The organism is Janthinobacterium sp. GW823-FHT01H08 (assembly GCF_058797855.1).
The window spans coordinates 4,103,708-4,129,124 of the sequence record NZ_CM179504.1; the positions used below are offsets into that span (position 1 = coordinate 4,103,708).

Below are 25,417 nucleotides of genomic sequence, written 5' to 3' on the forward strand. Positions count from 1 at the left end.
CTGCCATGCGTTTTTCCCAATTTTTCATCCGCCGTCCCGTGTTTGCCATCGTGCTGTCGATCCTCATCACCCTGGTGGGCGCGGTGTCGGCCATGCGCCTGCCGATCTCGGAGTTTCCCGAGATCGTGCCGCCCACGGTGACGGTGAAGGCCAGCTATCCTGGCGCCTCGGCGCAGGAAATCGCCGATACGGTCGCCGCGCCCATCGAACAGGAAATCAACGGCGTCGACGGCATGCTCTACATGTCCTCGCAATCGGTGGGCGACGGCAAGCTGACCATCAGCGTGGTGTTCAAGCCGGGCACCGACATCGAACAGGCGCAGTCGCTGGTGCAGAACCGCGTGGCGGTGGCCGAAGCGCGCCTGCCCGATGCCGTGCGCCGGCTGGGTCTGGCCGTCAAGAAGGCCTCGCCCGACCAGCTGATGGTAGTGCTGTTCGATTCGCCGAAAGGCACGCGCGACCAGCAGTACATCTCCAACTTTATCGGCACCGCCGTCAAGGACCAGCTGGCCCGCATCGAAGGCGTCGGCGACATCTACACGCGCGGCGCACGCGACTTCTCGATGCGCATCTGGCTCGATCCGGCGCGCGTGGCCTCGCTGGGCCTGAGCGCGCCGGAAGTGATCGCGGCGGTACGGCAAGCCAACTCGCAGGTCGCCGCCGGGGTATTGAACCAGCCGCCCGGCGGCAGCGATGGCGCCTACCAGATGCAGGTGCAGGCGCAAAGCCGCTTGCGCGACGTGGCCGAATTCGAGGCCATCATCGTCGCCGCCCATGCCGACGGCGGCGTGGTGCGCCTGCGCGACGTGGCGCGCGTCGAGATGGGCGCGCAGGATTACGCGGAAAGCGGCTTCGTCGACAACCGCACGGCCATCGCGCTGAGCATCAGCCTGCTGCCCGGCTCGAACGCGCTGGCCACCGGCGACCGCGTGCTGGCGCTGCTGGCCAAAATGGAAGCCGATTTCCCGCAGGACGTCGCCTACCATGCCTACTACAATCCGACCGAATTCATCCGTTCCTCGATCGACAAGGTGCGCGACACCATCTTCGAGGCGGCACTGCTGGTGTGCCTGGCCATGCTGCTGTTCCTCGGCTCGTGGCGCGCCGCCGTCATTCCCATCCTGGCCATTCCCGTGTCCCTGGTCGGCACCTTCACGGTGCTGGCCGCGATGGGCTATTCCCTCAATACGCTGTCGCTGTTCGGCCTGGTGCTGGCGATCGGCATCGTCGTCGATGACGCCATCGTGGTGGTGGAAAACGTCGAGCGCCACATGGAGGGCGGCATGAGCCCCGTCGCCGCGGCGCAGCGCAGCATGAACGAGGTGGGCTTCGCGCTGGTCGCCATCGCGCTGGTGCTGGTGGCCGTGTTCGTGCCAACGGCCTTCATCGATGGCATCTCCGGCATGTTCTACCGCCAGTTCGCCGTCACCATCGCCGCCTCCACCGTGATCTCGGCGCTGGTCTCGCTGACGCTGTCGCCGGCCCTGGCCGCGCTGCTGCTCAAGCCGCAGCACGATGCCAACAGCCTGGGCGCGCGCTGGATGGCCATCTTCAACCGCGGCTTTTCCCGCCTGACGGGCGGCTACGTGCAACTGACCGGGCGCATCCTCTCGCGGCGCTGGCTGATGCTGCCCGTGTACCTCGTGCTGGCGGGCCTGACCCTGTGGCGCCTGGACGCGACGCCGCGCGGCTTCGTGCCGCAGCTGGACCGCGGCTATGCCATCGTCTCGATCCAGCTGCCGGCTGGCTCGACCCTGGCGCGCACCAGCGCAGTGGTGCAGGACGCCACGGCACGCCTGATGAGCCACCCCGGCGTGGCCCACACGGCCGCCTTCGTCGGCACCGACGGCGCCACGTTTACGTCGGCGCCCAACACGGCCGTCATCTTCACCATGTTCAAGGACTTCGGCGCGCGCGCCAGCAGTGGCCTGGACGGGCCGGCCATGCTGGGCGCCCTGCGCGGCAAGCTGGCGCCCATCAGCGCGGCGCGCGTGATGGTCATACCGCCGCCTTCCGTGCGCGGCATCGGCACCGGCGGCGGCTTCAAGCTGATGCTGCGCGACACGGGCGGCCTGGGACCGCAAGCCTTGCAGGCGGCCGCGCGCGGCATCGCCGAGGAAGCGGGGAAACTGTCCTCGGTGACGGGCGCCTTCACGCCGTTCAACGCCATGAGCCCGCAGATCAAGGTTGAACTGGACAGCACAAGGGCCGAATACCTGGGCGTGCCGCCGCTGCGCATCAACGAGACCCTGCAAAGCTACCTGGCACCCGTGTTTGTCAACGACATGAACCTGATGGGCCGGGTCTGGCGCGTCACCGCACAGGCGGACGCGCCCTACCGGCGCAGCGTGGCCGACCTGGCCGCACTCAAGACGCGCACCGCCAGCGGCGACATGGTCCCGCTGGGCAGCGTGGCCACCTTCAGCGAAGGCACGGCACCGTTCCGCGTGCCGCGCTACAACCTGTATCCCGCCGCCGAAATCCAGGGCAGCACCAGGCCCGGCTACTCGACGGGGCAGACCATCGCCGCGATGGAAGAACTGCTCAAGGCGCGCCTGCCGGCCGGCTTCGACTACGAGTGGACGGAACTGGCGCTGCAGGAAAAACACGCGGGCGCCAGCACCGGCATGGTGCTGGGACTGGCCGTTCTGCTGGTGTATCTGCTGCTGGCGGCCCTGTTTGAAAGCTGGCTGCTGCCCCTGTCCGTCGTGCTGATCGTGCCCAGCTGCGTGCTGGCCACGCTGATCGGCGTGTCGTGGCGCGGCCTGGACAACAACGTGCTGACGCAGATCAGCATCGTGGTGCTGATCGGCCTGGCCGCCAAGAACGCCATCCTGATTGTCGAATTCGCGCGCCAGGCGATGGCGGCCGGCGCCGATGCGCGCGCAGCGGCCATCGCCGCCGCCCGCACGCGCTTGCGTCCCATCCTGATGACGTCGCTGGCTTTCCTGCTGGGTGCGATACCGCTGATGCTGTCTTCCGGTGCGGGCGCGGAAATGCGCCAGTCGATGGGCACGGCCGTCTTCGCCGGCATGCTGGGCGTGACCTTGTCGGGCCTGTTGTTTACACCCTTGTTTTTCACCTTGCTGAGCAGGCGCCGCGCGGCGCCGGCCACGCACACGGTCGCGCTGGGAGAAGCCGCATGAGCCGCATGACACACCTGAACACGCGCCGCGCCGCGCCGCTGCTGGCGGCGGCCATGCTGGCCCTGGCCGGCTGCAGCGCCGGCACGCCCACGGCGACGCGGGCGCTCGATCCGGCGCAACTGTCTGCCCTGCCCTCGGCGGGCGGCCCGGAACTGCAGGCCGGCGCGCCGCCGGCGCTGTGGTGGCAGGCACTGGGCGATGCCAGCCTGGAGCAGCTGGTCAAGCGCGCCTGGCAAGACAACTACGACGTGCGCATCGCCGCCGCGCGCCTGGCCAGCGCCCGCGAGTTCGCGCAGGCCGCGCGCGGCGCCCGCCTGCCGGCGGTGGATCTCGACGCCCAGGCCGGACGCGCGCGCCTGGCGGCGATCGAGAGCCGCGGCGGCCAGCCGCACATCGCCTCGCCGCTGCAGTGGAACGCCGTCTTCAGCTGGGAGCTCGACCTGTTCGGCCGCGTGCGCCACAGCATCACCGCTGCCGAGGCATCGTCGGACGAGCGCGCCGCCGTGCGCGACGATGTGCGGCGCCTGATCCTGGCGCAGGTGGTCGACGCCTACCTGGTGCTGCGCGGCGCGCAGCAGATGCGCGTCAGCCTGCAGGAGCAGCTGTCGAACCAGTCCGGCACCCTGCAACTGGTGCGCGAGCGCGAGAACGCGGGCCGCGCCGGCCGAGCGCATGCGCGCCGAGGCGCAGATGCGCCTGGCCAGCGCCCGCCTGCCCAGCCTGAACGCCGAAGAACGCCTGGCGCGCAACCGGCTGGCGACGCTCACCGGGCAGCGTCTCGATGCGCCGGAACTGGCGGCGCTCGACCAGCCGATGCCGCTGGCGCTGCCGCAAACCTTGTTGACGGATGAGCCGGCCCACCTGCTGCTGCGCCGGCCCGACGTGCGCGCGGCCGAACGGGCGCTGGCGGCGGCCAGCGCGCGCGAAGGCGCCGCCATCGCCGAACGCTTCCCGCGCATCAGCCTGGGCGCGCTGTTTGGCGCCTCCGGCGTGGCCGGCGACTGGAATGGCGGCGATGCGGCGCGCTGGCATGCGGGCGCCGCGTTTTCCCTGCCGCTGTTCGATGCCGGCACGCGCCGCGCCCGCGCCCGCGCGGCCGGGGCCGAGGTGCAGGCCGCACAGGCCGGCTTCGACAAGGCGCTGGCGCTGGCGCTGGAAGAAACCGACAGCGCCATCGCGCAATGGGTGCAATTGCGCAACCGCCAAGCGGAACTGCGCGAGGCGCACCGGCTGGCGCAGGAAAGCGCGCGCCTGGCGCGCGTGCGCTACCAGGAAGGCGCGGAAAGCCTGCTCGGCGTGCTCGAAGCGGAACGCATTGCGCTGGCCGCGCAGGAGCAGCTGGTGACGGCGCACCGCGACGTGGCCATCGCCACGGCGCGCGGCTACACGGCCATGGCCGGCGGCTTCGACGGGCCCGTGCAGCAGGCCGCTGCCGGCGCCATCAGCCGGCGCTGATCCGGGCCGCGCAGGCGTCGACCACGCAGCCGCGCAGCCAGCGGTGGGCGGGGTCGGCATCCATGCGCGGATGCCACATCAGCGACACGGTCAGGTCCGGCATGCCCAGCGGCAGCGCAAAGCTGAACATGCCGGCACGCAGATTGCCCGTATGCCGTTCCGGCACGGTGGCGATCAGGTCGGAGCCGGCGGCCAGCGCCAGCGCCGCCGTGAAGCCGCCGACGATGCTGGCGATCGTGCGCTGCAATCCCAGCGCGGCCAGCGCGTCGTCCATCGGTCCCGTATCCTGGTCGCGCCGCGCCACCAGCACGTGCTGGCCGGCCGCATAGCGCTCGGCGCTGATCGCTCCTTGCGCCAGCGCATGGCCGCTGCGCACCACGCCCACGAAACGGTCGCCGAACAGCCTGCGCGTGCGCACTTCCGGGCTGGTGAGACTGCCGATCACGCCCGTTTCCAGGTCGATGCTGCCCTCGCGCAGCTGCAGGCTTTCGCGGTCGAGCTTTTGCACGAAGCGCAGGCGCACGCCAGGCGCCTGCGCGCCGATATGCGCGAGCAGGGCCGGGCCGAAATTTTCCACGAAGCCGTCGCTCGCACGCAGCGTGAACGTCTGCGCCAGCTGGCGCGGATCGAGCGCTTGCACCGGTCCCAGCACGGTCAGCGCCTCGCCCAGCAGGCGGCCCACCCGTTCGCGCAGCTCCAGCGCGCGCGGCGTGGGCACCAGTTCACGCCCGGCGCGTACCAGCAGCGGATCGCCGGTCGTCTCGCGCAGGCGCGCCAGGGCGCGGCTCATGGCCGATGGACTCAGACGCAAGCGCCGCGCCGCGCGCGTGACGCTGCCTTCGGCCAGCAGGACATCGAGGGTGATCAACAGGTTCAGATCGGGTAGCGACATTGGCGCTTACTCGCCCTGCTCCGGCGCGCGGCCGATCTCGCCGTCGATATTGGCCAGGAACCACGCCAGCGACGCCATCAGCGCCACATTGCGCTTGAGGTTATCCGGGTCGACCTTGTCCAGGGTATCGGCCGGCGTGTGGTGGTAGTGGAAGTAGCTGTGGCTGTCGACGAGCGGCTCGAAGCTGGGCACGCCGCCCGTTTCCAGGCGGTGCAGGTCGCCCGTGCCCAGCGCGTCGCGGCGCGTGAACGCGTGCGCGCCCATCGACAGCAAGGCAGCGCGCAGCGGTGCGAACAGTTTTTCCGACTTCGGCCCCACGCTGGCGAGGATGCCGAACGGGCGGCCGGCGCCGCTGTCCATCTCGATGGCCGCGTATTGTTTGCCGAGCGCCTGCTTGTGGGCCTCGAAGTAGGCCTGACCGCCACGGCCGCCGTTTTCCTCGTTCATCCAGGCGATCACGCGGATGGTGCGGCGCGGGCGGTAGTCGAGCTTTTTCAAGGTTTCCACCACGCCCATGGCCGCCACGACGCCGGCGCCGTCGTCGTGCGCGCCCGTCGCCAGATCCCAGGAATCGAGGTGGCCCGAGACCACCACCACTTCGCCGGCCTTGTCCGTGCCGGGCCAGTCGGCGATCACGTTGTAGCTGTCCGCCTCCGGCAGGTTTTGCGGCGTCAGGGTCAGGTGCATTTTCAAGGGGCCGCGCGCGGCCAGGCGGCCGATCAGCAAGGCGTCTTCCACGGTGACGGCGGCGGCGGGAATGCGCTTGTTGTCATCGAGGCCTGTGGCGCCCGCATGCGGGATGCGGAAGTTCGCGCCGCCGACCGAGCGCACCAGCGCGGCCGCCGCGCCCAGGTCGGCCGCCGCCTTCGGCCCGAGGAAGCGCGCGCGCGAACCCTGGCCGTAGGTAACGCCGGCCAGGCCCCGTTCGGCCATCTCCTGGTCGAACGGCATGTCGATCAGCACGATGGCGCCCTTCACTTCCGGCGCGCGTGCCTTGAGTTCGTCCAGGCTCTTGACGATGATCACGGGTGCCGTCAGGCCGGCGGCCGCAGTGGCGCCGGAGCCGCCCAGGGCCGTGAGCACCACGCGCTGCGAGACACCCTGCGGACGGCCCGCATAGTCGACGATTTCCGCCGTTTCCACGCCGCGCACCCAGTGCGGCACTTTCACGGGCTGCAGGGTGACGGTGGCGCCCAGCTGGCGCATGGCGTCGGCCACCTGCCGCACGGCGGCGGCAGCGCCTTCGGAGCCGGACAGGCGCGGGCCGATCAAATCCGTCATGTCGGCCAGGCGGGCGTAGGCCCAGTCGCTTTGCAGCGCCGTGTCGCGCACCTGCGCCAGCGCTTGCGGCGTATTGCCCGGTGCGGCGGCAAAGGCGCCGGCGCTGACGATGCAGCCAAGGGCGATGGATAAAACGGAACGGCGCAATGGCGCGCCAGTCAGGATGATTTGCATGTGATGTCAGTTCCAGTCAACGAGGTCGAAGCGGGTACGCCGTGGCCATGGGCAAGGCGCGGCTGTCTACGATAGCGTATTTGTTCTGTCATTGCAGCAACTTTTACGGGACCGATTGCCTCTTGCCCCCAGAGTCGATTACCATGAAGATTCGTGATCGCTACCGGAAACCGACATGCTCAAGGGAACCCTCTGCACCATCCGGCATTTGCAGGCTGCCGACCTGAATACCTATATTTCCCTCGTCAACGACCTGCCCTCGCGCGGCGAGTTTTTCTCCATGCAATTCAAGTCGCCCGAGGCCATGCGGCGCGACTTCCTGCAATCGGGCTTTGTCACCGAAGACAGCGAATTGTTCCTCATCGAAGATCACTCACAGCACATCATCGGCACGATCACGCACTTCAAGAGCCGCACGCCAGCCTCGCGCGAAATCGGTTACCGCCTGTTCGACCGGCAGCGGGACGGGCGCGGCTACATCAGCGAAGCGACGCGCCTGGTGGTCGATTACCTGTTCAGCGCCTATCCGTATCACCGGCTCGAGCTGCTGATGGACCCGCTGAACATCGGCTCCGAGCGCATCGCGCAAAAGAACGGCTTTACCCAGGAAGGCTTGATACGCCAGGCTTTCTTTATCAACGGCGTGATGCGCGACGCCAAAATGTACAGCCTGCTTCGTCCAGAATGGCAGGCGCGCCGGCGCTGACTTGTTACCGCCCCGCCCCGATTGTAATAAGTTGTATTAGACGTGGAACAAGCTTGCGGCAGCAGATATAGTCCAGTTCATGCAGATCATTGTGATCTCGCCGGAATGGAAGGAAATGCCATGTTGAACAAGAAACTCCTGGGTGCGGTAATGGTAGCGGCAGTGGCTGTGTCTTCGGCCGCAGTCGCCGGTGACCGCGACTTCAATACCGTTGCAGGCGCCGTTGTCGGGGCGGCCATTGGCAACAGCACCGGCGGACGCAATGGTGCGATCGTCGGTGGCGTGCTGGGCGCCGCCGTCGGCAACAGCATCAGCACGAATGACCGCTACTACGACCGTGGCGGCTATCGCGGCGGCTACCGCGAAACCTATTACGCGCCTGCGCCGCAACCGGTGTACTACGCCCCGGCGCCGCAGCCCGTGTACTACGCGCCGCCACCGCGCTACTACGGCCCGCCGGCTGTCGTCTACGTGCAGCCGGGCCGCGGCTACTACCGCGACCATGGCCGCTACGACTACTATGACCGTGGCCACGGTCACGGCCACGGCTGGGGCCATCGCCGTTAAGCGACACCCGCTACCATATAAAACCTGCGCCAGCCTGCTGCCGCAGGTTTTTTTGCGAAACAGGCAAGGTATCGCCCCCGCACGATTTCGGCTAAGCTGTGTCCTACGATCAACATTGCTGGCCGCCTGGACCGCACCAACCGATGCATTTAATTAAAGACGCGCTCGACTTTGGCCCCTGGCTCGATGCCGCCGCCGGCACCAGCGTGGGCGCCGGCCCGATGCCCCGGCGCGAAAACCAGGACAACTTCCTGCTGATCGATGCCAGCGGCCACGCCGTCTGCCTGTCGCGGCAGGCGCCGTTCCACTGCCAGGTGCCGGGCTGGCCGCGCGGCCACGTGCGTGCCGCCGTGCTCGACGGCATGGGCGGCCACGGCCATGGGCGCGAAGCGGCGGAAGCGGCCGTGCAAGGCTTGCTTGCCGTACCCGCCTGCCTCGACACGGCCAGCCTGGCAGCCAAACTCGACCAGTTGCACACGCGCTTGCAGGATACCTTCGCCAGGACGGCGCCCGCCCAGGCGCGCCCGCCGGGCACCACCCTGACCTTGCTGGAAGTGCCGCCCGGCGAAGCCCCGCTGCTGTATCACGTGGGCGATTCGCGCCTGTATGAAATTGCCGACGGGGTTGCCAGCATCCTCACCGTCGACCACGTGCCGGCCACCGTGTACGCCATGCGCGGCGCGCTCGACGAGACGCGCTGGCGCGCCGCCGTGCACGGCGAGCACCATCCGCAAATCTCGCAGGCCTTCATTTTAGGCAACGCCATCAGCGACAGCTTGCAGCTCGACAAGCCCTTGCGCGGCCTCGATGCGGCCACCTTGCCGCCCTTCCTCGCGCACCTGGGCGACCGCCGCGTGCTGCGCGTGCGTCCCGGCGCCCACTATCTGTTGGCCAGCGACGGTTTCTGGGCCTGCGAGGATCCGCTCGCCCTCACGGCCCGCTGGCCCGCCTTGTGTGCCGGCAAGACTGCGGCTCAGGCCGTCAGCGACCTGTTCGACGACTTCCTCTTGCATCCGCCAAAAGGCTTGTATAGCGATAACATTACCGTGGTGGCGCTGCGCTTCGATGCGGCATTCACCGTCCCAGGCGGCTAGCGGCCAGGTAGCCGGCCGTGGCCGACACGGCCGACAGCATGGTGCCCCAGGCCATGTCGATCGCCGTCAAGGCCAGCGGCCAGCCGCGCAAGGTCGCATAGTTGCTCAAATCATAGGTGCCGTAGGCAAGCAGCCCCAACAGCGCGCCCAGCGCCGCCGCCGTGCGTCCGCGGCGCGCCCGCAAGCCGGGCAGGATGGCAAAGACCAGCAGTCCGGCCACGTACAGCAGATAAAACAGCACGGCCGGCGCCCAGCGGGGCGTGTCCGCCAGCAAAGGGCCCAGCGCCGCGGCGTACACGGGTTTCATCAGCACCGCCAGCCACAGGGCGTCGATGGCCAGAAATACGCACAAGGCGGCGCCATAGGCAATGGCAAGCTGGAACGGGCGTTGGGCAGGCATGGTCATCTTTCGGCGTCAGGCGGCGTTGAGGGCAACAGTTGCGCCAGCATAATGCAAAATGCCGCCACGCTCACGACAGCCTGTATAAATTGAACCATGCCCATGGCGCGCGGTCTGACGAAAGGATCTCTCCAACGTCACAGGAGCATGCCATGAGCAACACCATGCCTACACCGCAGGCCGGCGGCGCCGGCGCGCCCGACTACGCCGCCATCAAGCAGCGCCAGCAAGCAGGCTGGGCCAGCGGCGACTTCGCCGTCATCGGCGTGACCCTGCAGCCGGTCGGCGAGTCGCTGGCCGAGGCTGCCGATATCCGCGCCCACGAAGACGTCATCGACATCGCCGCCGGCAACGGCAACGCCACCCTGGCGGCGGCGCGCCGCTTTGCCCGCGTCGTCTCCACCGATTATGTGCCGGCGCTGCTGGACAAGGGGCGCGCGCGCGCCGAGGCGGAAGGGCTGGCCGTGACCTTCCGCGTGGCCGACGCGGAAGCCCTGCCCTTCGCCGATGCCAGTTTCGACGCGGCCCTGTCGACCTTCGGCGTCATGTTCACGCCCGACCACCGGCGCGCGGCCAGCGAAATGCTGCGCGTGCTGCGTCCCGGCGGACGCATCGGCATGGCCAACTGGACCCCGGACGGCTTTATCGGCCAGCTCTTCAAGACCATCGGCAAATATGTGCCGCCCCCGGCGGGCGTGGTGTCGCCGGCCCGCTGGGGCGAGGAAGCGTATGTGCGCGACCTGTTCGGCCAGGCGGCAGAGCAGGTGCACAGCCAGCGCAAGGTCTTCAATTTCCGCTACGCCTCCGCCCTCCACTGGGTGCAGGTCTTCCGCGATTATTACGGCCCCGTCCACAAGGCCTTTGCCGCGCTGGACGCACCTGGCGCCGAGGCGCTGGAGCAGGAGCTGTTCGCCCTGCTCGAACGCCTGAATACAGCGGGCACTCACTCGCTGGTGGTGCCGGGCGAGTATCTGGAAGTCATCGTCAGCAAACAGCGCAGCTGAACGCAGCGGGACTGGCGATATCAAAATAACATATCCGGAAAGACATAAAATGTGTTTTTGAGCAATAGTTTCCATGACATGTATGGCAAGGTGTGACCAAGGGGATGAATTTGGGCAAAAAGAGCGCATTCAAGCGCCGCGAAAGTTGCCAAGCAGGCGCAAAAGCGCGTAAGCTCTCATGTAGAACAGAGGGCGCAATGTCCCCGCTCGATTCGAGTCAGAATGTCATGAAAAAATGCAGCAACCCGGAGCACCCGCACTGTACGTTCTGGGTCTTGCCTGGGGAAACAGTCTGCGCGGGCAACCACCCGCAAGCGACGAATGCCCCCAGCAGCTACGACCTGTTGACCGCACTGCGCAGCGCCCGTTCCGAACCATCGGCAACGGCGCTTCCGCACGCCCGTGCGCATGATGCCGGGCTGCGCGATGCGGTGATACGCGATGCTGCTCAAGCGGTGACCAGCCTGACCAGCCCCATGCCAGCCTCGCCCCCCGCCAGCCTGCCGGCATTTACCCCAGTGCCCGCCGCACAGCCGGCCACTGCGCCCGCTTACCAGCCGATACATGCCCACCTGCACATCAGCGGCTTCGATCCCCGTGCGGCAGGCGGACGGCAAACCCTGAAAATGGAATTGCGCGGCATGAGCGCCGCCTGCGCGCCGCAGCTGACCTTGCGCCTGCGCTCGGACCTGATCCCGCGCGGCGCCGTCCAGCATGATTTCGTGCGCACCACGCGCGGCGACTGGCGCCCCGTATTTGTCGAGTTTTCCTCGCGTAACAAGGAGCACGGGCAATACCAGATCGAGGTGGAAGTACACAGCCACGTCGACGGCGCCGTGGCGCAGAAATGGGTATGCACGTTTGTCATCCTCGTACCGCGCCGCGACGCCACCCTGACGGAAATCCACCAGATCTTCCTCAGCACGCACAAGAACGTGCGCGTGATGGCCGACGACGCCTCGATTGCCCGCGTGACGGGCGGCGACGGCTGCAACCTCGACGTCACCGCGCGCAATGCCGGCATCGCCCACGTGGATTTGTCGGCGCCGCAAGGCAAGATCGACATGGGTTTTACCACCATCGCCTGGGACGAGGAATTGATCGAAGTCGACCTGCCCGCCGCCAGCCACTGCCATCCGCACCCGAGCCAGGCTGCCTGCCTCGTCAATGCGGCGCCGGAAGCGGGCGAGCAGCGCCAGATCCGCCTGTTCGCGCTGGAAGAATGCATGCTGGGACGTTTCGAGCTGGTGGATCCGGAAGCCGATGTGCTGCTCAGCCATTTCAGCCCCGACGGCCAGGACAACAACGGCTTGACGCGCCGCCTGTCGGGCCGCCACGCCATCATCCGGCGCAGCCAGCAAGGCTTTGAAATCGAGGACGTGTCGCGCTACGGCGTGCTGCTCGACGGCGTCTGGCCGGGCAAGCACAAGCCCGTGCCGCTGCGCCTGGGCATGCGCATTGAATTGTCCGCCAGCATCAAGGGCATCGTCGTGCTCAGCGTCACGGCCATCCTCGCGCACGGCGTGATCCTGCACCGCATCGACCATGGCGCCCGCGCCGAGTGTTTTTACCTGCTGCTGCCCGACACCCAGCCCACGCCGGCAAGCCATCTGGCCACGCCGCAGGCCGGCTGCCTTCCCCTGCTGTTCCACCGCAACGGCGGTTTCTGGCATCTGGACACGGCCAGCGGCAAGGAAACCGCGCTGGCCCCGGCCACGCCGCTCGACAAGCTCAGCGGCTTCGCGCGGCACAACCGCTTCGCCAGCGAACCATATCCGGAATGCTGGATCATCCGTACCGAAGGCGCGGCGCTGTGCGATAGCACCATGCAAACTGCATAAGAACACTGTTGTAAATCTGCAGTTATCCGCAAGGCACTAGCGTGGTATCAGTACGAGAAAAATCATCGACAAGCCCAGAATAAACACCGCTTCCAGCGTAAACACGATGGCGGGAATCTGCAATTCGCGCGGGATTTTCATGGCGACACCTCTTAAAACGTAAGACTGCTTTCAGCATAGCGCGCCCTGCGCCAAATGCATTATCAGCCAAACAACACACTTAGCCGGCCGGCATCAGGCGCCGAGTCCGCCATCACGTCCATTCCGACACACAATTTAACACTTTAATAGCAGATATTGCGCAAATAGCCCCCATTGGCGCCCCTGCGTACTGTATATTCATCCAGTTAATATTTCCCGTACTTCACAAAGCGCCCGCGCGGCGTTTTACATTTCCTATGGCTTCCAACAAAGCGCATCATGCGACTGGCTGGGCCGCCGGCGTGATCGCCGCGGCCCTCGTCGCGCACGCTGGCGCCGGCGGCCCTTACCAAGTGCTGAGCATGCTCGCCTTTGTCATGGGCGCGCTGGGCGGCACGGCGCCGGACTGGCTGGAAGTGGCCTGGTGGGCGCGCACGCACCGGCTGTGGATCACGCACCGCACATGGACCCACTGGGGCCTGGCCTGGATCGCCCTGCTCGTCTACACGTATCTGCAATTGCCGCATCACTTCTGGGCGCCGCCTTTGTTCGGCTTTGCCGCCGGCGGCATCATGCATCTGCTGGCCGACTGGCCCAATCCGCTGGGCGTGCCGTGGATTTTCCGCCGCCACTCGCTGCGCTGGTGGAAAAGCGGCCGCCACGACATCATCGTCATCATCGCCGCCTGGCTGGCCGCCACCGTCGTGGCCGACCACGTGTTTTTCGACGGCATCCACCTGCGGCGCACCGTGCTGGCGTTTGACGGCCTGCTGCACTGGTGCGCCGCCGCCCTGGGCCAAGCCTGGGCGGATCTGCAACAGTGGCAGGAGCGCTGGCGCCTGGGAGACGGACAGTAATTGACGCCGCCCGCACGGCAATGTGATAATGAGTATCATTCTCAAACAGCCCAGCCAGCCGGCGCCCCGCGTTCCGTCAGCCCAGCTCTTCCCTTGCCCGGAGTACGCAGTGAGCACCGTCAGTCCCGTCCAAGCCATCCCCCTGACTACCCTGTACCGCGAGCACCACGGCTGGCTGTATGGCTGGCTGCGCGGCAAGCTGGGCAACCGCGCCGAGGCGGCCGACCTGGCGCACGATACGTTCTTGCGCCTGCTGGGCAAGCGCGAGGTGACACCGCTGGCGTCCCTGCGCGAGCCGCGCGGCTACCTGGCCACCATCGCGCGCGGCTTGCTGATCGACCGCTACCGGCGCCAGGCGCTGGAGCACGCCTACCTGGAGGCGCTGGCCCAGCAAGCCGAGCCGACAGCGGCCTGCGCCGAAACGCACGCCATCATCATCGAAACCCTGCTGGCCGTCGACCGCCTGCTCGACCGCCTGGGTGCGCGTACGCGGACCATCTTCCTGCTGGCGCAGATCGAAGAGCTCAGCTATGTGGACATCAGCCGGCGCCTCGGCGTATCCCTGCCCACCGTGAAAAAGCACCTGGTGCGCGCCTACACGGAATGCCTGATGCTGGTGGCCGGCTGATGTTTTCCCCTTCCACCCCGCAGTCAGCGCCCATCCCCCGCAAGGTGCTGGCCGCCGCCGCCCATTGGCATGTGGAACTCCAGTGCGGCAGCGCCGACCCGACCGCCCTGCAGGCATGGCGCGACGCCAGCGCCGAGCATGACCGGGCCTGGGCGCTGCTGCAACGCATGGACGGCCAGCTGGCCATCATACCGCCGGCGCTGGCAATTCCTGCCCTGCAGGCGGCGCAGCAGCGACGGCGCAGCGCCGCGAAAGTGCTGGCCATGCTGGTGGCGGCCGGCGGCGGCATCATGCTGGGCCAGGCGGGCTTGCAGTCCGCCCCCTGGCAAGCGTGGACGGGGTCCTTGCGCACGGTGCCGGGCCAGCGCCGCCACGTGGCGCTGGCCGATGGCGGGCAGATGGAGATGAATACGGACAGCGCCGTCGACGTCGATTACAGCGCCGCGCGCCGCCGCATCCGCCTGCATCACGGCGAAGTCATGGTCACGACGGCGCCCGATGCGCGCCCCTTCCTCGTCGACACACCGCACGGCGTGATCCGCGCGCTGGGCACGCGCTTCGGCGTGCGCTGCGATGACGGTGGCAGCGTCGTCAGCGTCTTCGAACACGCCGTGGAAGTACGCGGCGCGGCGCGCCCGGACGCCGTGCGTCGCCTGGAAGCGGGGCAGCAGCTGCGCTTTGGCGGCACCGGTCTGGAAGCCGTGCTGGCCATGCCCGCGCACCAGGACAGCTGGCTGCGCGGCATGCTGGTGGCGGCAGACTGGCCGCTGCAACGGCTGGTGCAGGAACTGTCGCGCTACCGGCGCGGACGCCTGGCCTGTGACGCAAGCGTGGCGAAACGCCCCGTCACGGGCACTTACCGGATCGACGATATCGACGCCGTGCTGGAAAGCCTGTGCGCCTCGCACGGACTGCAAGTGACCTACTTCACGCGCTACTGGGCCACGGTGGCGGCCCGTTCAAGCTAATTATTTTCAGTTTTTTTTGCGCCAGGGGTTGGTGTTTCGCTGCGCTGCTTCGGCTTGACAGGTAAGAAGCCGATTCATCCACCATAGCCCTTACCCTGAGCAGAAAGACCGAGCATGCAGCTGACCACCCCCTTCCTACATCCCGCCGCGCGCGCCATCCGCCTGGCCGTCCTCGCCATGGCGTGCGCCGCCCCCGCCGTCTTTGCCGCCGCGCCCGCGCTGGCGCAAGGCCAGGCCGCCGCTTCAAGCGCTGCGCCGCAAGCCTACGCCATTGCGGCCGGCCCGCTGGCCACCGCTTTGAACGATTTTGCCGTCGCCGCCGGCGTCAGCCTGTCGACCGACCCCGCGCAGACGCGCGGCCTGCGCTCGCCCGGCGTGCACGGCAGCCACAATGTGGCGCAGGGCTTTGCCCAGGTATTGGCCGGCAGCGGCCTGGAAGCGGTGCAGCTGCCGAACGGCGCCTGGGTGCTGCGCCAGGCGGCACCCTCCTCCGCGCCGGCGGCCGGCGTGGAAAAGACCATGGCGCCCGTGGTCGTGAACGCCAGCATGGAGCGCGACCCCGTCAGTGAACACAGCAACTCGTACGCGGCGCGCGCCGTCACCGTCGGCAAAGGCGTGCAGACCCTGCGCGAGATTCCCCAGTCCGTCAGCGTCGTCACGCGGCAGAAGATGGATGACCAGAACCTCAACACCATCGACGCGGTGCTGGCCAATACCACGGGCATCACCATGTACGACAGCCCCATGGGCGGGCGCTATGTGTATTCGCGCGGCTTCATGGTCGACACTTACCAGTTCGACGGCGTCAACCGCGCCATGTACTACCCGCAGGCGAACAGCTTCACCAGCAATACGGCCATGCTCGATCGCGTGGAGATCGTGCGCGGCGCCACGGGCCTGCTGCAGGGCACCGGCTCGCCGGGCGCCGCCATCAACATGGTGCGCAAGCGTCCGCTGGCGGAAAAGCAGGTGCAGCTGGCGCTCAGCGCGGGCCGCTGGAACGACGTGCGCGGCGAAGTCGATGTCACCGGCCCCTTGAACGAATCGGGCAGCATCCGCGGCCGCGCCGTGGCCGCGCATGACCAGCGCGATTATTTTTATGACGTGGCCGACAGCCGCACGGACGTGCTGTACGGCGTGCTGGAATTCGACCTGGCGCCGGGCAGCAAGCTGACGACGGGCGCCAGCTACGAAAAACTGCACGCGACGCCCTTCTTTTCCGGCATGCCGCGCTACCGCGACGGCAGCGATCCGAAACTGCCCCGCGAGACTTTCCTCGGTGCCGACTGGAACCGCTGGGCTAGCCGCCAGACGGCCGTCTTCGCCGAATTCGAGCACCGCTTCGACGCCGACTGGTCGCTCAAGGCCAGCGCCAACTACACGCGCGAGCGGCATGACGTGAAATACATGTTCAGCCAGGGCGCGATCGACCCCGCCACCCTGGCCGGCATGATGATGTATGGCGGCGTGTTCGACTACGGCAGCACTAACAAGGGCCTCGACCTGTCGCTCGACGGCAAATTCAACGCCTTTGGCCGCCGCCACGGCTTCAGCGCCGGCATCAGCACGAACCGCCTGGAAAGCGACAGCGATTTCAGTCTGGCTCTGCTGCAGCAAGCGAACAATCCGCTGCAGCCGAATCACGGCGTGGCCGAACCGAGCGACGCCTGGTTCCGCGAACACAGCTACCGGGGCGACCCCAGCGTAACAAAAATGACGCAGACGGGCGCCTACGGCGTGGCCCGTTTCAGCATCAGCGATCCGCTCACCGTGGTGGCGGGCGCGCGCGTATCGAACTACAAATGGAGCAGCGTGTACCGCGACACGGGCGAGGTGTACATCGACCCGTACCGCGAAAACGGCGTCGTCACGCCGTATGGCGGCGTGATCTATGCATTCGACAAGCGCTGGTCCGGCTACGCCAGCGTCTCCGACATCTTCCAGCCGCAAAACCAGCGCACGGCCGATGGCGCCCTGCTCGACCCGCTCAAGGGCCGCAACCTGGAAGTGGGCGTCAAGGGTGAACTGTTCGACGGCAAGGTGAACACCTCGCTGGCGCTGTTCCGCATCGAGCAGCGCAACCGCGCGGAACTCGACCTGGCCAATACCTGCTCCAGCGGCACGGAGTGCTATTTCTCGACGGGCAAGGTGCGCAGCGAAGGCCTCGATGCGGAAATCAGCGGCGAAGTGGCGCCGGGCTGGCAGCTGTTCGCCGGCTACACGCTGAACAATTTCAAGTACCTGGAGCAGACGTCGAACGCGGGCGTGATGTTCGCCAGCACCTACTCGCCGCGCCACATGCTGCGCGCGTGGAGCGACTACCGCCTGCCCGGCGCCTTGCAGCAGTGGAGCGTGGGCGGCGGCGTGAACTTCCAGACGGAGAGCTCGCGCGTCACGCGCGACGTGACCGTGGCGCAAGGCGCGTATGCCTTGTGGAGCGCGCGCGCCGCGTACCAGATCGACCGCAACTGGACGGCATCGCTGTCCGTGACGAACTTGCTCGACAAGCCCTACTACCAGACGGTGGGCGCGCCGGCCTGGGGCAATTTCTATGGCGAGCCGCGCAAGGCGCAACTGACCTTGCGCGCGCGCTTCTAAGCCAGCTTATGCCGGAGGACGCAATGGCGCCTTCGGCAACGGGATGAATTCCGTCTCGCCCGGCACTTGTCCCATGCGCTGGGCGCTCCAGTCGTCGGCCGCCTGCGACAAGCGCTCCTTGTTCGACGAGACGAAATTCCAGAACAGGTAGCGGTGGCCGTCCAGCGGTTCGCCGCCGATCACGACGAACTGCACCGGCCCGCCGCCTGTCGTCACGACAGGCGCCTTACCCTCTTCCAGCAAGGCCATGGTGTTTGGCAGCAGCGCCACGCCGTCGACCAGCACCTCCCCGCTGATCGGATAGATCGCCGCTTCCGCCGGCAAGCCATCCAGCCGCAACTCGCGCCCCGCCTGCAGCGCTACATCGAGGTACAGCGTCGGCATGTAGGTGCGCACGGGCGAAGTCTGGCCAAACGCCGTGCCAATGAGGACTTTCACCACGGCGCCATCGAGCGTCACGACGGGAATGTCGGCCTGCGGCGTGTGCGTGAAACTCGGCGCATCTTCCTCGTGCGCCTTTGGCAGCGCGGCCCACAGCTGCAAGCCGTGCGTGCGGTGCGGCTGCCCGGCCAGGTCGTGCGGCGTGCGCTCCGAATGCACGATGCCGCGCCCGGCCGTCATCCAGTTGATGGCGCCCGGTTCGATGCGCTGGCAGGAGCCGATGCTGTCGCGGTGGTCGATCGCGCCCTCGAACAGATAAGTGACGGTGGCCAGGCCGATATGCGGATGCGGGCGCACGTCGTGGTTGGCGTCGGGCGCCACGTCGATGGGGCCGAAATGGTCGAAGAAGATGAAGGGGCCGACGGCCTGTTTTACTGCGGAAGGCAGCAGGCGCCGCACGACGAAGCCGCCGCCCAGATCTTTTTCGTGGCTTTTCAGGATGGCCGCGCTCATGCCAGCACCGTCGTGATTTCCGTGGTGACAGCCGTCATCAGCTTGTGGATCGGGCATTTGCCGGCCACGGCCAGCAATTCCTGGCGCTGCGCATCCGTCAGCTCGCCCGTCAGGTGCAGGGTGGCGGCCAGGCGGTACACGCCCTTGCGCTCGTCGCTGGCATCGCGCTCGGTCGACACTTCCACGTGTTCCAGCGGGATGCCCTTGTGTCTGGCGTACCAGACGACGGTGAGCGCCTTGCAGGCCGACAGGGCCGCATCGTACAGGTCGTGCGGCGAAGGGCCGGCGTCGCCGCCGCCCTCCTCCACCGAGGCGTCGGCGGAAATGATGTGATCGCGCACGTGCACGATGTGGCGCATGGGTTGCGACTGGTCGCGGATGGCTTTGATGGTCATGGCGTTCCTTGGTGCGTTTGGAAAGCCACAATTTACACCGTTTGCCCGCTTGGCGCAGCCCGCTCCCCTGCTACCTGATCATATGATACGGAAGACGGCGTCGGCCTTCAGCGCCATTTCTTCCGGGTCCGGCGTGACGACGCCAGGCGCCGTACTTGCCTAATCGAGCGTGCGCGCCACGCGGAAGCCCACGATGTCGTTCGACAGCACGGTGGAAAAACCGTTGCGCAGGGCCGAGCGCAGGTAGCGCGGGTGGTACAGCCACGAGCCGCCGCGCAGGATGCGCCGGCTGCTGTCGCTGCCCTCTTCCCATGCGCTGCCATCGACGGGCGCGCCTTCGTAATTGTCGTGCACCACGTCCTGCACCCATTCCCACACATTGCCATGCATGTCGAACAGGCCCCAGGAATTCGGCGCGAAGGTGCCCAGCGGGCTGGTGCCGCCCCGGTACACGCCGCGCGGGCCGCCATTGTAGACATACAAACCGTCGTAGTTGGCTTGCTCGGTGCTGATCGTGTCGCCCACGTTGAAGGCCGTGCGCGTGCCGGCGCGGCATGCGTATTCCCATTCCGCTTCGCTGGGCAGGCGGTACTTGCGCCCGGTACGCTCGCTCAGCCACCCCAGATACAGCTGCGCGTCATTCCAGCTCACGCCCACCACCGGGTGCTGGTCGTTCTGCACGAAGCCGGGATTGTCCCAGTCCGTCTCGGAACCGCCCGCCCAGCCGGTCGCCTTGACGAAGGCGCGCCATTCGCCCACGCTGACGGGGTGACGCGCCAGCGCGAACGGGCGCTCGATGCCGACCCAGTGCTGCGGCATCTCGCGCTCGAGCCAGGCCTGTTGCGAGCCGGCCTGGATGGCGGCCTTGTGTTCCGTCTCGTGCGCGCCCATCTGGAAACGGCCGCTGGGAATGAGCACCAGTTCCGGCCCCTGTCCCGAGCCATCGAGAAAATCGTCGCGCAAGACGCCTTCCGCATTGGGCACCGGTTCCACGTGGTCCGCTTCCGGCACAGGCGCGGAGGCCGGCGCCGGGACAGCGGCCGCGGCGGCGCGGCTGGCCTCTTCGCGGCGCGCGCGTTCCTGCTCGGCGCGGTAGGCTGCCTCCGCCTTGGCGACGATGGCCTTGCGCTGCAATTCCTGGTGTTCCTGCAAGGCGGTGGCGGCATCGGCTTCGCGGCGCGCGCGCAGCTGGCCGCGCAGCGCTTCCTTGCGCAGCTTGCGCGCCTCTTCCGCTTCGAAATGGCGCTGCGCCTCCTGCTCGCGGCGCAGTTTGTCCAATCGCTGCTTTTCCAGCGCCGCCGCCTGGATTTCCGCCTTGCGGCGCTGGTCCAGTTCTTCCTGGCGCGCACGTGCCTCTTTGAGCGCCGCCTCGCGGGCCTGTTCGGCGGCCAGCGCCGCCGCCTTTTGCTGCTGCGCCGCGCGCGCCTGCTGCTGGCGCGCCTGCTCCGCCAGTTCTTCGGGCGACGGCCCGGCCGCGCGCTCCAGGTTTTCCAGCAAGGCTTGCACCGATTGCGGACGCAATTCCGGCGTCAGCGAAAACCCGTTCTGCAGCACCTGCCACTGCTGCGCGTTGAGCGCTTGCGGCGCCGACGGCAGATGGCTGGCGCTGCGCGCGTCGTCGAACGGCATGCGCCCTTCGAGCATCTGATAGATCATCACGGCCACCGCATACACGTCCAGGCGCGGGCTGGGCTGGCGCTGGTTGGCGCCGGCCTCGGGCGCCCGGTAGCCGTGCGTGCCCGCATTCGGCATGTCCAGTGCCAGGCTGCTGTCCGCATTGCGCACGCGCGAAGCGATGCCGTAGTCAAGCAGCTTGACGTCGCCTTTCGCCGTCAGGAAGACGTTGCCCGGCTTGATGTCGCGGTGCACCAGCTTGTGCTTTTCCCACGCATACGACAGGGCGTCGGCCACCGGCTGCAGCAGTTGCTGCACCGTGGACAGAGGCAGCGCGCCCTCGCGCGCCAGATAATGCTCGAGGTCTTCGCCATCGAGGCATTCCATGATGATGAAATAGCTGGCCGTGGCCGGGTCCTGCGCCCACTCGTAGACGCGCACGATGTTTTCATGCGCGAGCTTCCTCGCCTGGGTCGCTTCCTCGATCAGCAGCTTGGCATGCGTGGCGCTTTGCGTCAGCTGCGGCGGCAAGATCTTCAGCGCCACCATTTCGCTGCTGCCCAGCTCCGCGTGCGTGGCCAGGTCGGTCGCTTGCCATACCTGCCCCATGCCGCCCGTGCCGATCAGCCGTTCGAGCCGGTAGCGGCGGTTCTGCGGGCCGATTTCCTGGCCCGTCATGAAGCCCAGCTCCGTGCCCTGGCGCACGGGCAACGGCGCGGCCACGGGAGCGGCGCCGGGCGGCGCGTACTCGGCGTCGAGGATGGCGTTCTTGCGGCGTTCAAATTCCTGCTCGCTGAGCAGCCCGTCGTCGTGGAGGGCGCGCAGTTCCCGCAGTTTGTCTCGTGCTTTTTGCATCATCTGGGGTGAAACGCTTCCATCAAGGCTGCAGGGCGACACCGCAGGCGGCGCAGAATTTATCTTCCGGGTGACCCGCGCGCTGCGCATGGCCGTTCTTGCAGCGGGCCGGCGCCGATGCCGGTGCGGCGGAGGCAGAAGCCGCACCCGGCTGCAGCGCCTGCGCCACGGCCACGCCCAGCTGCGCCTGCGCCGACAGGCCGTGCGCGTGCGCCGCGTTCTGCAGGTTGATCAGGTCGAGCTGCTGGCGCCGTTCGCGCTCCGCCTGGCCTTCCAGGTAGCTGCGCTCCTGCGCCACGCTGTCCTGCGCCATGCGCAGCGCGTCCAGCGGCGCGACGCTGTTCTCGGCCGCCGCCAGCGCCGCCAGCGCGTGGATCTGCTCGGCGCTCATGCCCGCCTGCAGCTGCACTTTCAGTACTTGCGCCAACGCGGCCGCGTTCTGCCCGGCGGCCATGGCCACCTTGCCCGTGTCGCTCAGCGAACCGATTTTCTCGATGCGGTCGATATCGATGCGCGCCAGTTCGGCCGCATGCGCCTGCTGCGCCAGCAGGGCTTCATATTCTCCCTTCCAGCGCGCGTAATCGCTTTCGCGCTGCTGCGCCATGGCCAGCAAGTCGCGCTGCCATTGCGCTTCCTGTTCCAGCTGGCGCAGCTGCTGGCGCTGTTCCTCGATGGCCAGCGCGTCGAGCTGCGCCAGCTGCGATTGCTGCTGCAGCTGGCGCGCGTGCACGCCGTCGGCCTCGATGGTGCGCAGCAGCTTTTCCTGCTGCGCGACGGCCTCCTCGCGCGCGCCGCCGCGCCGCAGCGCCGCCACCTTTTCCGCGATCTCCGCCGCCTGCACCTGGGCCGCTTCATCCTTGTGCGCCTCGGCGCGCAGCAGTTCGCGCTGGCGCGCCAGCTGCATCTGGTCTTCCCACTCCTGTACCCGCTCGGCCTCGCGCTTGCGCGCCGCGTTCGCTAGCATCAGGCCCTGCCAGGCCGCCTGGTGCTGCTCCGCCTCCAGCTGCGCCTCGCGCTGGGCGGCATCCGCTTCCGCCTGGCGCAGGCGCGCCAGCTGGGTGCGGCGGCCCGTCTCGTCGTCGATCAGCAGCGCGCTTTCCACTTGCTGCGCGATCGACTGCAAGTGGACCTGGTGGGTAAAGCGCTGCTGCGCCATCTGGATCTGTTCGCGTCCATGCAGCTGCGACAATTCCAGCTCGCTGCGCATCTTGATGGCGGCCAGCGCGCGCACGTGTTCCCAGTTGGCCGCTGCATCGGCGCGCTGCGCGCCCTTTTGCGCCAGTTCCTGTTCCAGCTCGCCCAGCGCCAGCGCGGCGCCATGGTCGAGCGCCTGGCGCCGCGACTTCGCTTCCAGGATGCGGCCATACAGGTCGATCTGGCGTCCGCGCAGCGCTTGCAGGCGCTCCGCTTCCTGATGGCCCAGCTCGGCCTTTTCCAGCGTCGCGTCCTGCCGCAGTTCGGCGCGCCGGTGCGCGTGGCGCGCCGCCAGTTCCTCGCGGCGGATGCGCTGCCATTCTTCCTCGTCATACAGCTGGTCGAGCTGCTTCATGCGCTCCAGGCTGTGCTGTTCCAGTTCCTGCGCCGGCAAGCCGCCCAGCCACAGGGTGCCGATGCTGGCGGCGGCATCGCCCTCGCCCGCGCGCTTGTCGTGCCGCAGGCTGAGCGTTTCCACGCGCGCCACGGCCAGGCCGGACGGCGCCAGGCGCTGCGTCAGGGCCGATTGCAGGCGTTCGTTCAATTCGGGCCGCAGGTCGGCATTCGCGTCCATCTCGCGCAGCGCGCGGCTGCCGATGAATTCCAGCGCGATCTGGCGCACGGACGGCAGCAGCAAGGCGTGCAGGTGAGCGCGCGTGACGGCGCCCGGCGCGCGCATGAACTGGCGCGCGAACGCATCGGGCTGGCCCAGCGCGATATCCACGCGCAGCGCGGCGGCGACGTCCAGCAGCTCCGTGCTGGCCAGGCCGGGCAGATCGAATTCCAGGCCCACGGCGTCGGCGCGCGCGATCAGCACTTCGGCCGGGCGCGCCGGCAGCAGCGCCGGCAGGCGCGCGAAGAAGGCGGCGCTGTCGTAGTCGCCGGCCGGTATCAAGGTGAAAGCGTCCGATTGCACGATCCAGGCACGCGACTCGGCGGGCACCTGCAGGCGGCGTGCGGCACTGCCAAACAGCGAGGACAGTTCGCGCACGCCGAAGAACAGGGCCAGTTGCCCATCAGCAAGATGCCATTGATTGGCATGCAGCACCGCGTCGCTGTCGGGAGCGCCCAGCGACAAGCCGCATCGCGCGCAATAGCCGGCGGCAGCGCCGTTCTTGTGCTCGCAGCGCGGGCAGCGGGCGCCGCCAAAACCAAACAATTGGAACATGTGTGACTCCTGATGAGAATGATTGCGTGCGCGCTGGCTACCGTAGCGATTCTAGCAGGAGCGCCGGCGGCGCACGCTACACCGCGCAGTATCAAATAATGCCACGCGGCAAGTACATTCATATGCACGGATACAGGGCTAATTAGGCCTCAATTCAAGCGGTCGCCCGCCGGCCCCGTGCGCAGGCATTTCAGCGCCGTTTTTTTGCAGGCCATCCCGCCAAAACCACGGCTGGTCGCATGCGCATGGCGGGCGGGCGCGCGCTTGGCTACAGTGCATGCATACCCACCCGCCACCGAAAGGAACGATCATGAAAGCCTTGAAAAACATGGAAGCCATCTTCACCGTCGCCGTCGCCATCGCCTGCGGTGCCAGCTATGCCAGCTTCACCAGGCCACAGGCGGCAGAAACCGGCAATACGGCGCAGGCCCGCGCCATCCCCGTCGTCGTCGTCAGCGCCAAGCGCCTGACGGAACAGGAAAAGAAAATTTCGCTGATCGAGGAACGCCAGGCCTTGCTGGGCAACACCACCGCCAGCGCCCTGTGAGTCACCGATGCTGCCCCCACGCCGCCTGGCGCCAGTTTGAACACGACCGCGCCAGGCCGCCATTTGTATCGGCCACGGATACACGGACACACAGCATTGTGTCAATTGTAATAAGTTGAATCAAAGGCGAAAAACCGCCGGCAAGCGCCTATAGTCCATTTCACGCAATCACCGAAATGGAGCACATCATGAAACCCATCACACTCTACGCAGCAGCCATGCTTGCCATCAGCGCCGCAGCCTTCCTGCCCGCGCAGGCCATGGCACAGAATCAGCTCGGCGTCAGCATTGTCGTCGGCAACGCCCCGCCTCCGCCACGGTTTGAAAGCGTGCCGGCACCGCGCGCCGGCTATGTCTGGGCGCCAGGCTACTGGAACTGGGATGGCCAGCGCCATGTGTGGAACGACGGAGAATGGCTGCGCGAACGCGGCGGCAACCAGTACCGCCGCGCCGCCTGGATACAAGAGAACAACCGCTGGCGCCTGGACCGTGGCGGCTGGGTCGCCGCACAGGTGCAGCCGGTGCGCTATGACGACATCCGCATCGCTCCGCCGCCGCCGCGCCGCGAAGCCATCCCGCGCGCCCGCCACGGCTACGCCTGGGTGCCCGGCCACTGGGAATGGCGCAGCCAGCGCTACGCCTGGACGCCTGGCGTATGGATCGCCGAACGCCCCGGCTACGTGTATGCGCCGCCCGCATGGAACCAGCGCGACGGCCGCTGGCAGATGGAGCAAGGCCGCTGGTCGCCACGCGGCCCGAACGGCGACCGCGACCACGACGGCATCCCCAACCGTTATGACCGCGACAATGGCAACCGCCACGACCGTGACGGCGACGGCATCCCCAACCGCTATGACCGCGACAACGGCAACCGCCACGACCGCGACGGCGACGGCGTTCCGAACCGCGACGACCGCCGTCCCGATAATCCCCATCGCAATTAATATGCAGCCGTAGTCCGGACAAGGCCACCCATTGCGGTGGCCTTGTCATTTTCC

General features: G+C 67.6%; 21 protein-coding genes. 14 read left to right on the forward strand and 7 right to left on the reverse strand.

The window, feature by feature from the left end; genetic code table 11:
- The first annotated feature begins 5 nt into the window (after positions 1-5).
- From AC3RCG_RS18315 to AC3RCG_RS18325, 3 genes are read left to right on the forward strand one after another with little or no spacing between them, the layout of a single operon-like run.
- Positions 6-3,146: an efflux RND transporter permease subunit gene (locus AC3RCG_RS18315; protein WP_492402707.1), complete on the forward strand. Its 3,141-nt coding sequence runs from the start codon at positions 6-8 to the stop codon at positions 3,144-3,146.
- Positions 3,143-3,997 carry a TolC family protein gene (locus AC3RCG_RS18320; RefSeq protein WP_492402705.1) on the forward strand — a complete coding sequence of 285 codons (855 nt, stop codon included), beginning with the start codon at positions 3,143-3,145 and terminating at the stop codon, positions 3,995-3,997. Before AC3RCG_RS18315 ends, AC3RCG_RS18320 begins: the two co-directional genes overlap by 4 nt.
- A complete protein-coding gene (locus tag AC3RCG_RS18325; RefSeq protein WP_492402983.1) occupies positions 3,960-4,601 on the forward strand; it encodes a TolC family protein in 642 nt (213 codons plus the stop codon). The genes AC3RCG_RS18320 and AC3RCG_RS18325 overlap by 38 nt, the downstream gene beginning before the upstream one ends.
- Here AC3RCG_RS18325 and AC3RCG_RS18330 read toward each other — a convergent pair.
- Positions 4,588-5,493, reverse strand: a complete 906-nt coding sequence (locus AC3RCG_RS18330) for a LysR family transcriptional regulator (RefSeq protein ID WP_492402703.1) — start codon at positions 5,491-5,493, stop codon at positions 4,588-4,590. The genes AC3RCG_RS18325 and AC3RCG_RS18330 overlap by 14 nt on opposite strands.
- 6 nt (positions 5,494-5,499) lie before the next feature.
- Positions 5,500-6,948, reverse strand: coding sequence for a M20/M25/M40 family metallo-hydrolase (locus AC3RCG_RS18335; protein WP_492402702.1), 1,449 nt, complete (start codon positions 6,946-6,948; stop codon positions 5,500-5,502).
- Between the two features lie 175 nt (positions 6,949-7,123).
- On the opposite strand from AC3RCG_RS18335, the gene AC3RCG_RS18340 reads away from it, so the two are divergent.
- The 3 genes from AC3RCG_RS18340 (at position 7,124) to AC3RCG_RS18350 (ending at position 9,315) form a co-directional block, all read left to right on the forward strand.
- Positions 7,124-7,654 carry a GNAT family N-acetyltransferase gene (locus AC3RCG_RS18340; protein WP_070224661.1) on the forward strand — a complete coding sequence of 177 codons (531 nt, stop codon included), beginning with the start codon at positions 7,124-7,126 and terminating at the stop codon, positions 7,652-7,654.
- Between the two features lie 120 nt (positions 7,655-7,774).
- On the forward strand, positions 7,775-8,221 hold the full coding sequence (locus tag AC3RCG_RS18345; protein WP_070289651.1) for a glycine zipper 2TM domain-containing protein: 447 nt from the start codon (positions 7,775-7,777) through the stop codon (positions 8,219-8,221).
- Between the two features lie 143 nt (positions 8,222-8,364).
- Entirely contained in the window at positions 8,365-9,315 is a 951-nt protein-coding gene (locus tag AC3RCG_RS18350) for a PP2C family protein-serine/threonine phosphatase (protein WP_492402699.1), read from the forward strand.
- Here the strand turns inward: AC3RCG_RS18350 and AC3RCG_RS18355 are convergent.
- On the reverse strand, positions 9,296-9,715 hold the full coding sequence (locus tag AC3RCG_RS18355) for a DUF2177 family protein (protein ID WP_492402697.1): 420 nt from the start codon (positions 9,713-9,715) through the stop codon (positions 9,296-9,298). The two genes, AC3RCG_RS18350 and AC3RCG_RS18355, sit on opposite strands and share 20 nt — an antisense overlap.
- A gap of 152 nt (positions 9,716-9,867) precedes the next feature.
- On the opposite strand from AC3RCG_RS18355, the gene AC3RCG_RS18360 reads away from it, so the two are divergent.
- From AC3RCG_RS18360 to AC3RCG_RS18385, 6 genes are all read left to right on the forward strand, one after another.
- Positions 9,868-10,719: a class I SAM-dependent methyltransferase gene (locus tag AC3RCG_RS18360; RefSeq protein WP_492402695.1), complete on the forward strand. Its 852-nt coding sequence runs from the start codon at positions 9,868-9,870 to the stop codon at positions 10,717-10,719.
- A gap of 227 nt (positions 10,720-10,946) precedes the next feature.
- Positions 10,947-12,560 (forward strand): FHA domain-containing protein, encoded by a 1,614-nt coding sequence (locus AC3RCG_RS18365; RefSeq protein ID WP_492402693.1) that lies wholly within the window; start codon positions 10,947-10,949, stop codon positions 12,558-12,560.
- A gap of 398 nt (positions 12,561-12,958) precedes the next feature.
- The gene (locus tag AC3RCG_RS18370) at positions 12,959-13,558 is read left to right on the forward strand and encodes a metal-dependent hydrolase (protein ID WP_086144795.1); all 600 of its coding nucleotides are present in this window, start codon (positions 12,959-12,961) and stop codon (positions 13,556-13,558) included.
- 109 nt (positions 13,559-13,667) lie between these two features.
- A complete protein-coding gene (locus AC3RCG_RS18375) occupies positions 13,668-14,186 on the forward strand; it encodes a sigma-70 family RNA polymerase sigma factor (protein ID WP_492402690.1) in 519 nt (172 codons plus the stop codon).
- On the forward strand, positions 14,186-15,154 hold the full coding sequence (locus AC3RCG_RS18380; protein ID WP_492402688.1) for a FecR domain-containing protein: 969 nt from the start codon (positions 14,186-14,188) through the stop codon (positions 15,152-15,154). Before AC3RCG_RS18375 ends, AC3RCG_RS18380 begins: the two co-directional genes overlap by 1 nt.
- A 114-nt stretch (positions 15,155-15,268) precedes the next feature.
- Entirely contained in the window at positions 15,269-17,752 is a 2,484-nt protein-coding gene (locus tag AC3RCG_RS18385; protein WP_492402686.1) for a TonB-dependent siderophore receptor, read from the forward strand.
- 6 nt (positions 17,753-17,758) lie between these two features.
- Here AC3RCG_RS18385 and AC3RCG_RS18390 read toward each other — a convergent pair whose 3' ends face one another.
- The 4 genes from AC3RCG_RS18390 to AC3RCG_RS18405 form a co-directional block, all read right to left on the reverse strand.
- Positions 17,759-18,646, reverse strand: coding sequence for a pirin family protein (locus AC3RCG_RS18390; protein WP_492402684.1), 888 nt, complete (start codon positions 18,644-18,646; stop codon positions 17,759-17,761).
- Positions 18,643-19,041 (reverse strand): OsmC family protein, encoded by a 399-nt coding sequence (locus AC3RCG_RS18395; RefSeq protein WP_099411573.1) that lies wholly within the window; start codon positions 19,039-19,041, stop codon positions 18,643-18,645. Before AC3RCG_RS18395 ends, AC3RCG_RS18390 begins: the two co-directional genes overlap by 4 nt.
- Before the next feature lie 159 nt (positions 19,042-19,200).
- Complete coding sequence (locus tag AC3RCG_RS18400; RefSeq protein WP_492402682.1) at positions 19,201-21,513, reverse strand: SUMF1/EgtB/PvdO family nonheme iron enzyme; 2,313 nt, start codon at positions 21,511-21,513, stop codon at positions 19,201-19,203.
- Between the two features lie 19 nt (positions 21,514-21,532).
- A complete protein-coding gene (locus AC3RCG_RS18405; protein WP_492402680.1) occupies positions 21,533-23,872 on the reverse strand; it encodes a coiled-coil domain-containing protein in 2,340 nt (779 codons plus the stop codon).
- A gap of 310 nt (positions 23,873-24,182) precedes the next feature.
- On the opposite strand from AC3RCG_RS18405, the gene AC3RCG_RS18410 reads away from it, so the two are divergent.
- A complete protein-coding gene (locus AC3RCG_RS18410) occupies positions 24,183-24,419 on the forward strand; it encodes a hypothetical protein (protein WP_070313469.1) in 237 nt (78 codons plus the stop codon).
- Positions 24,420-24,607: 188 nt separating this feature from the next.
- Positions 24,608-25,363: a YXWGXW repeat-containing protein gene (locus AC3RCG_RS18415; protein ID WP_343216318.1), complete on the forward strand. Its 756-nt coding sequence runs from the start codon at positions 24,608-24,610 to the stop codon at positions 25,361-25,363.
- Positions 25,364-25,417: the final 54 nt, after the last annotated feature.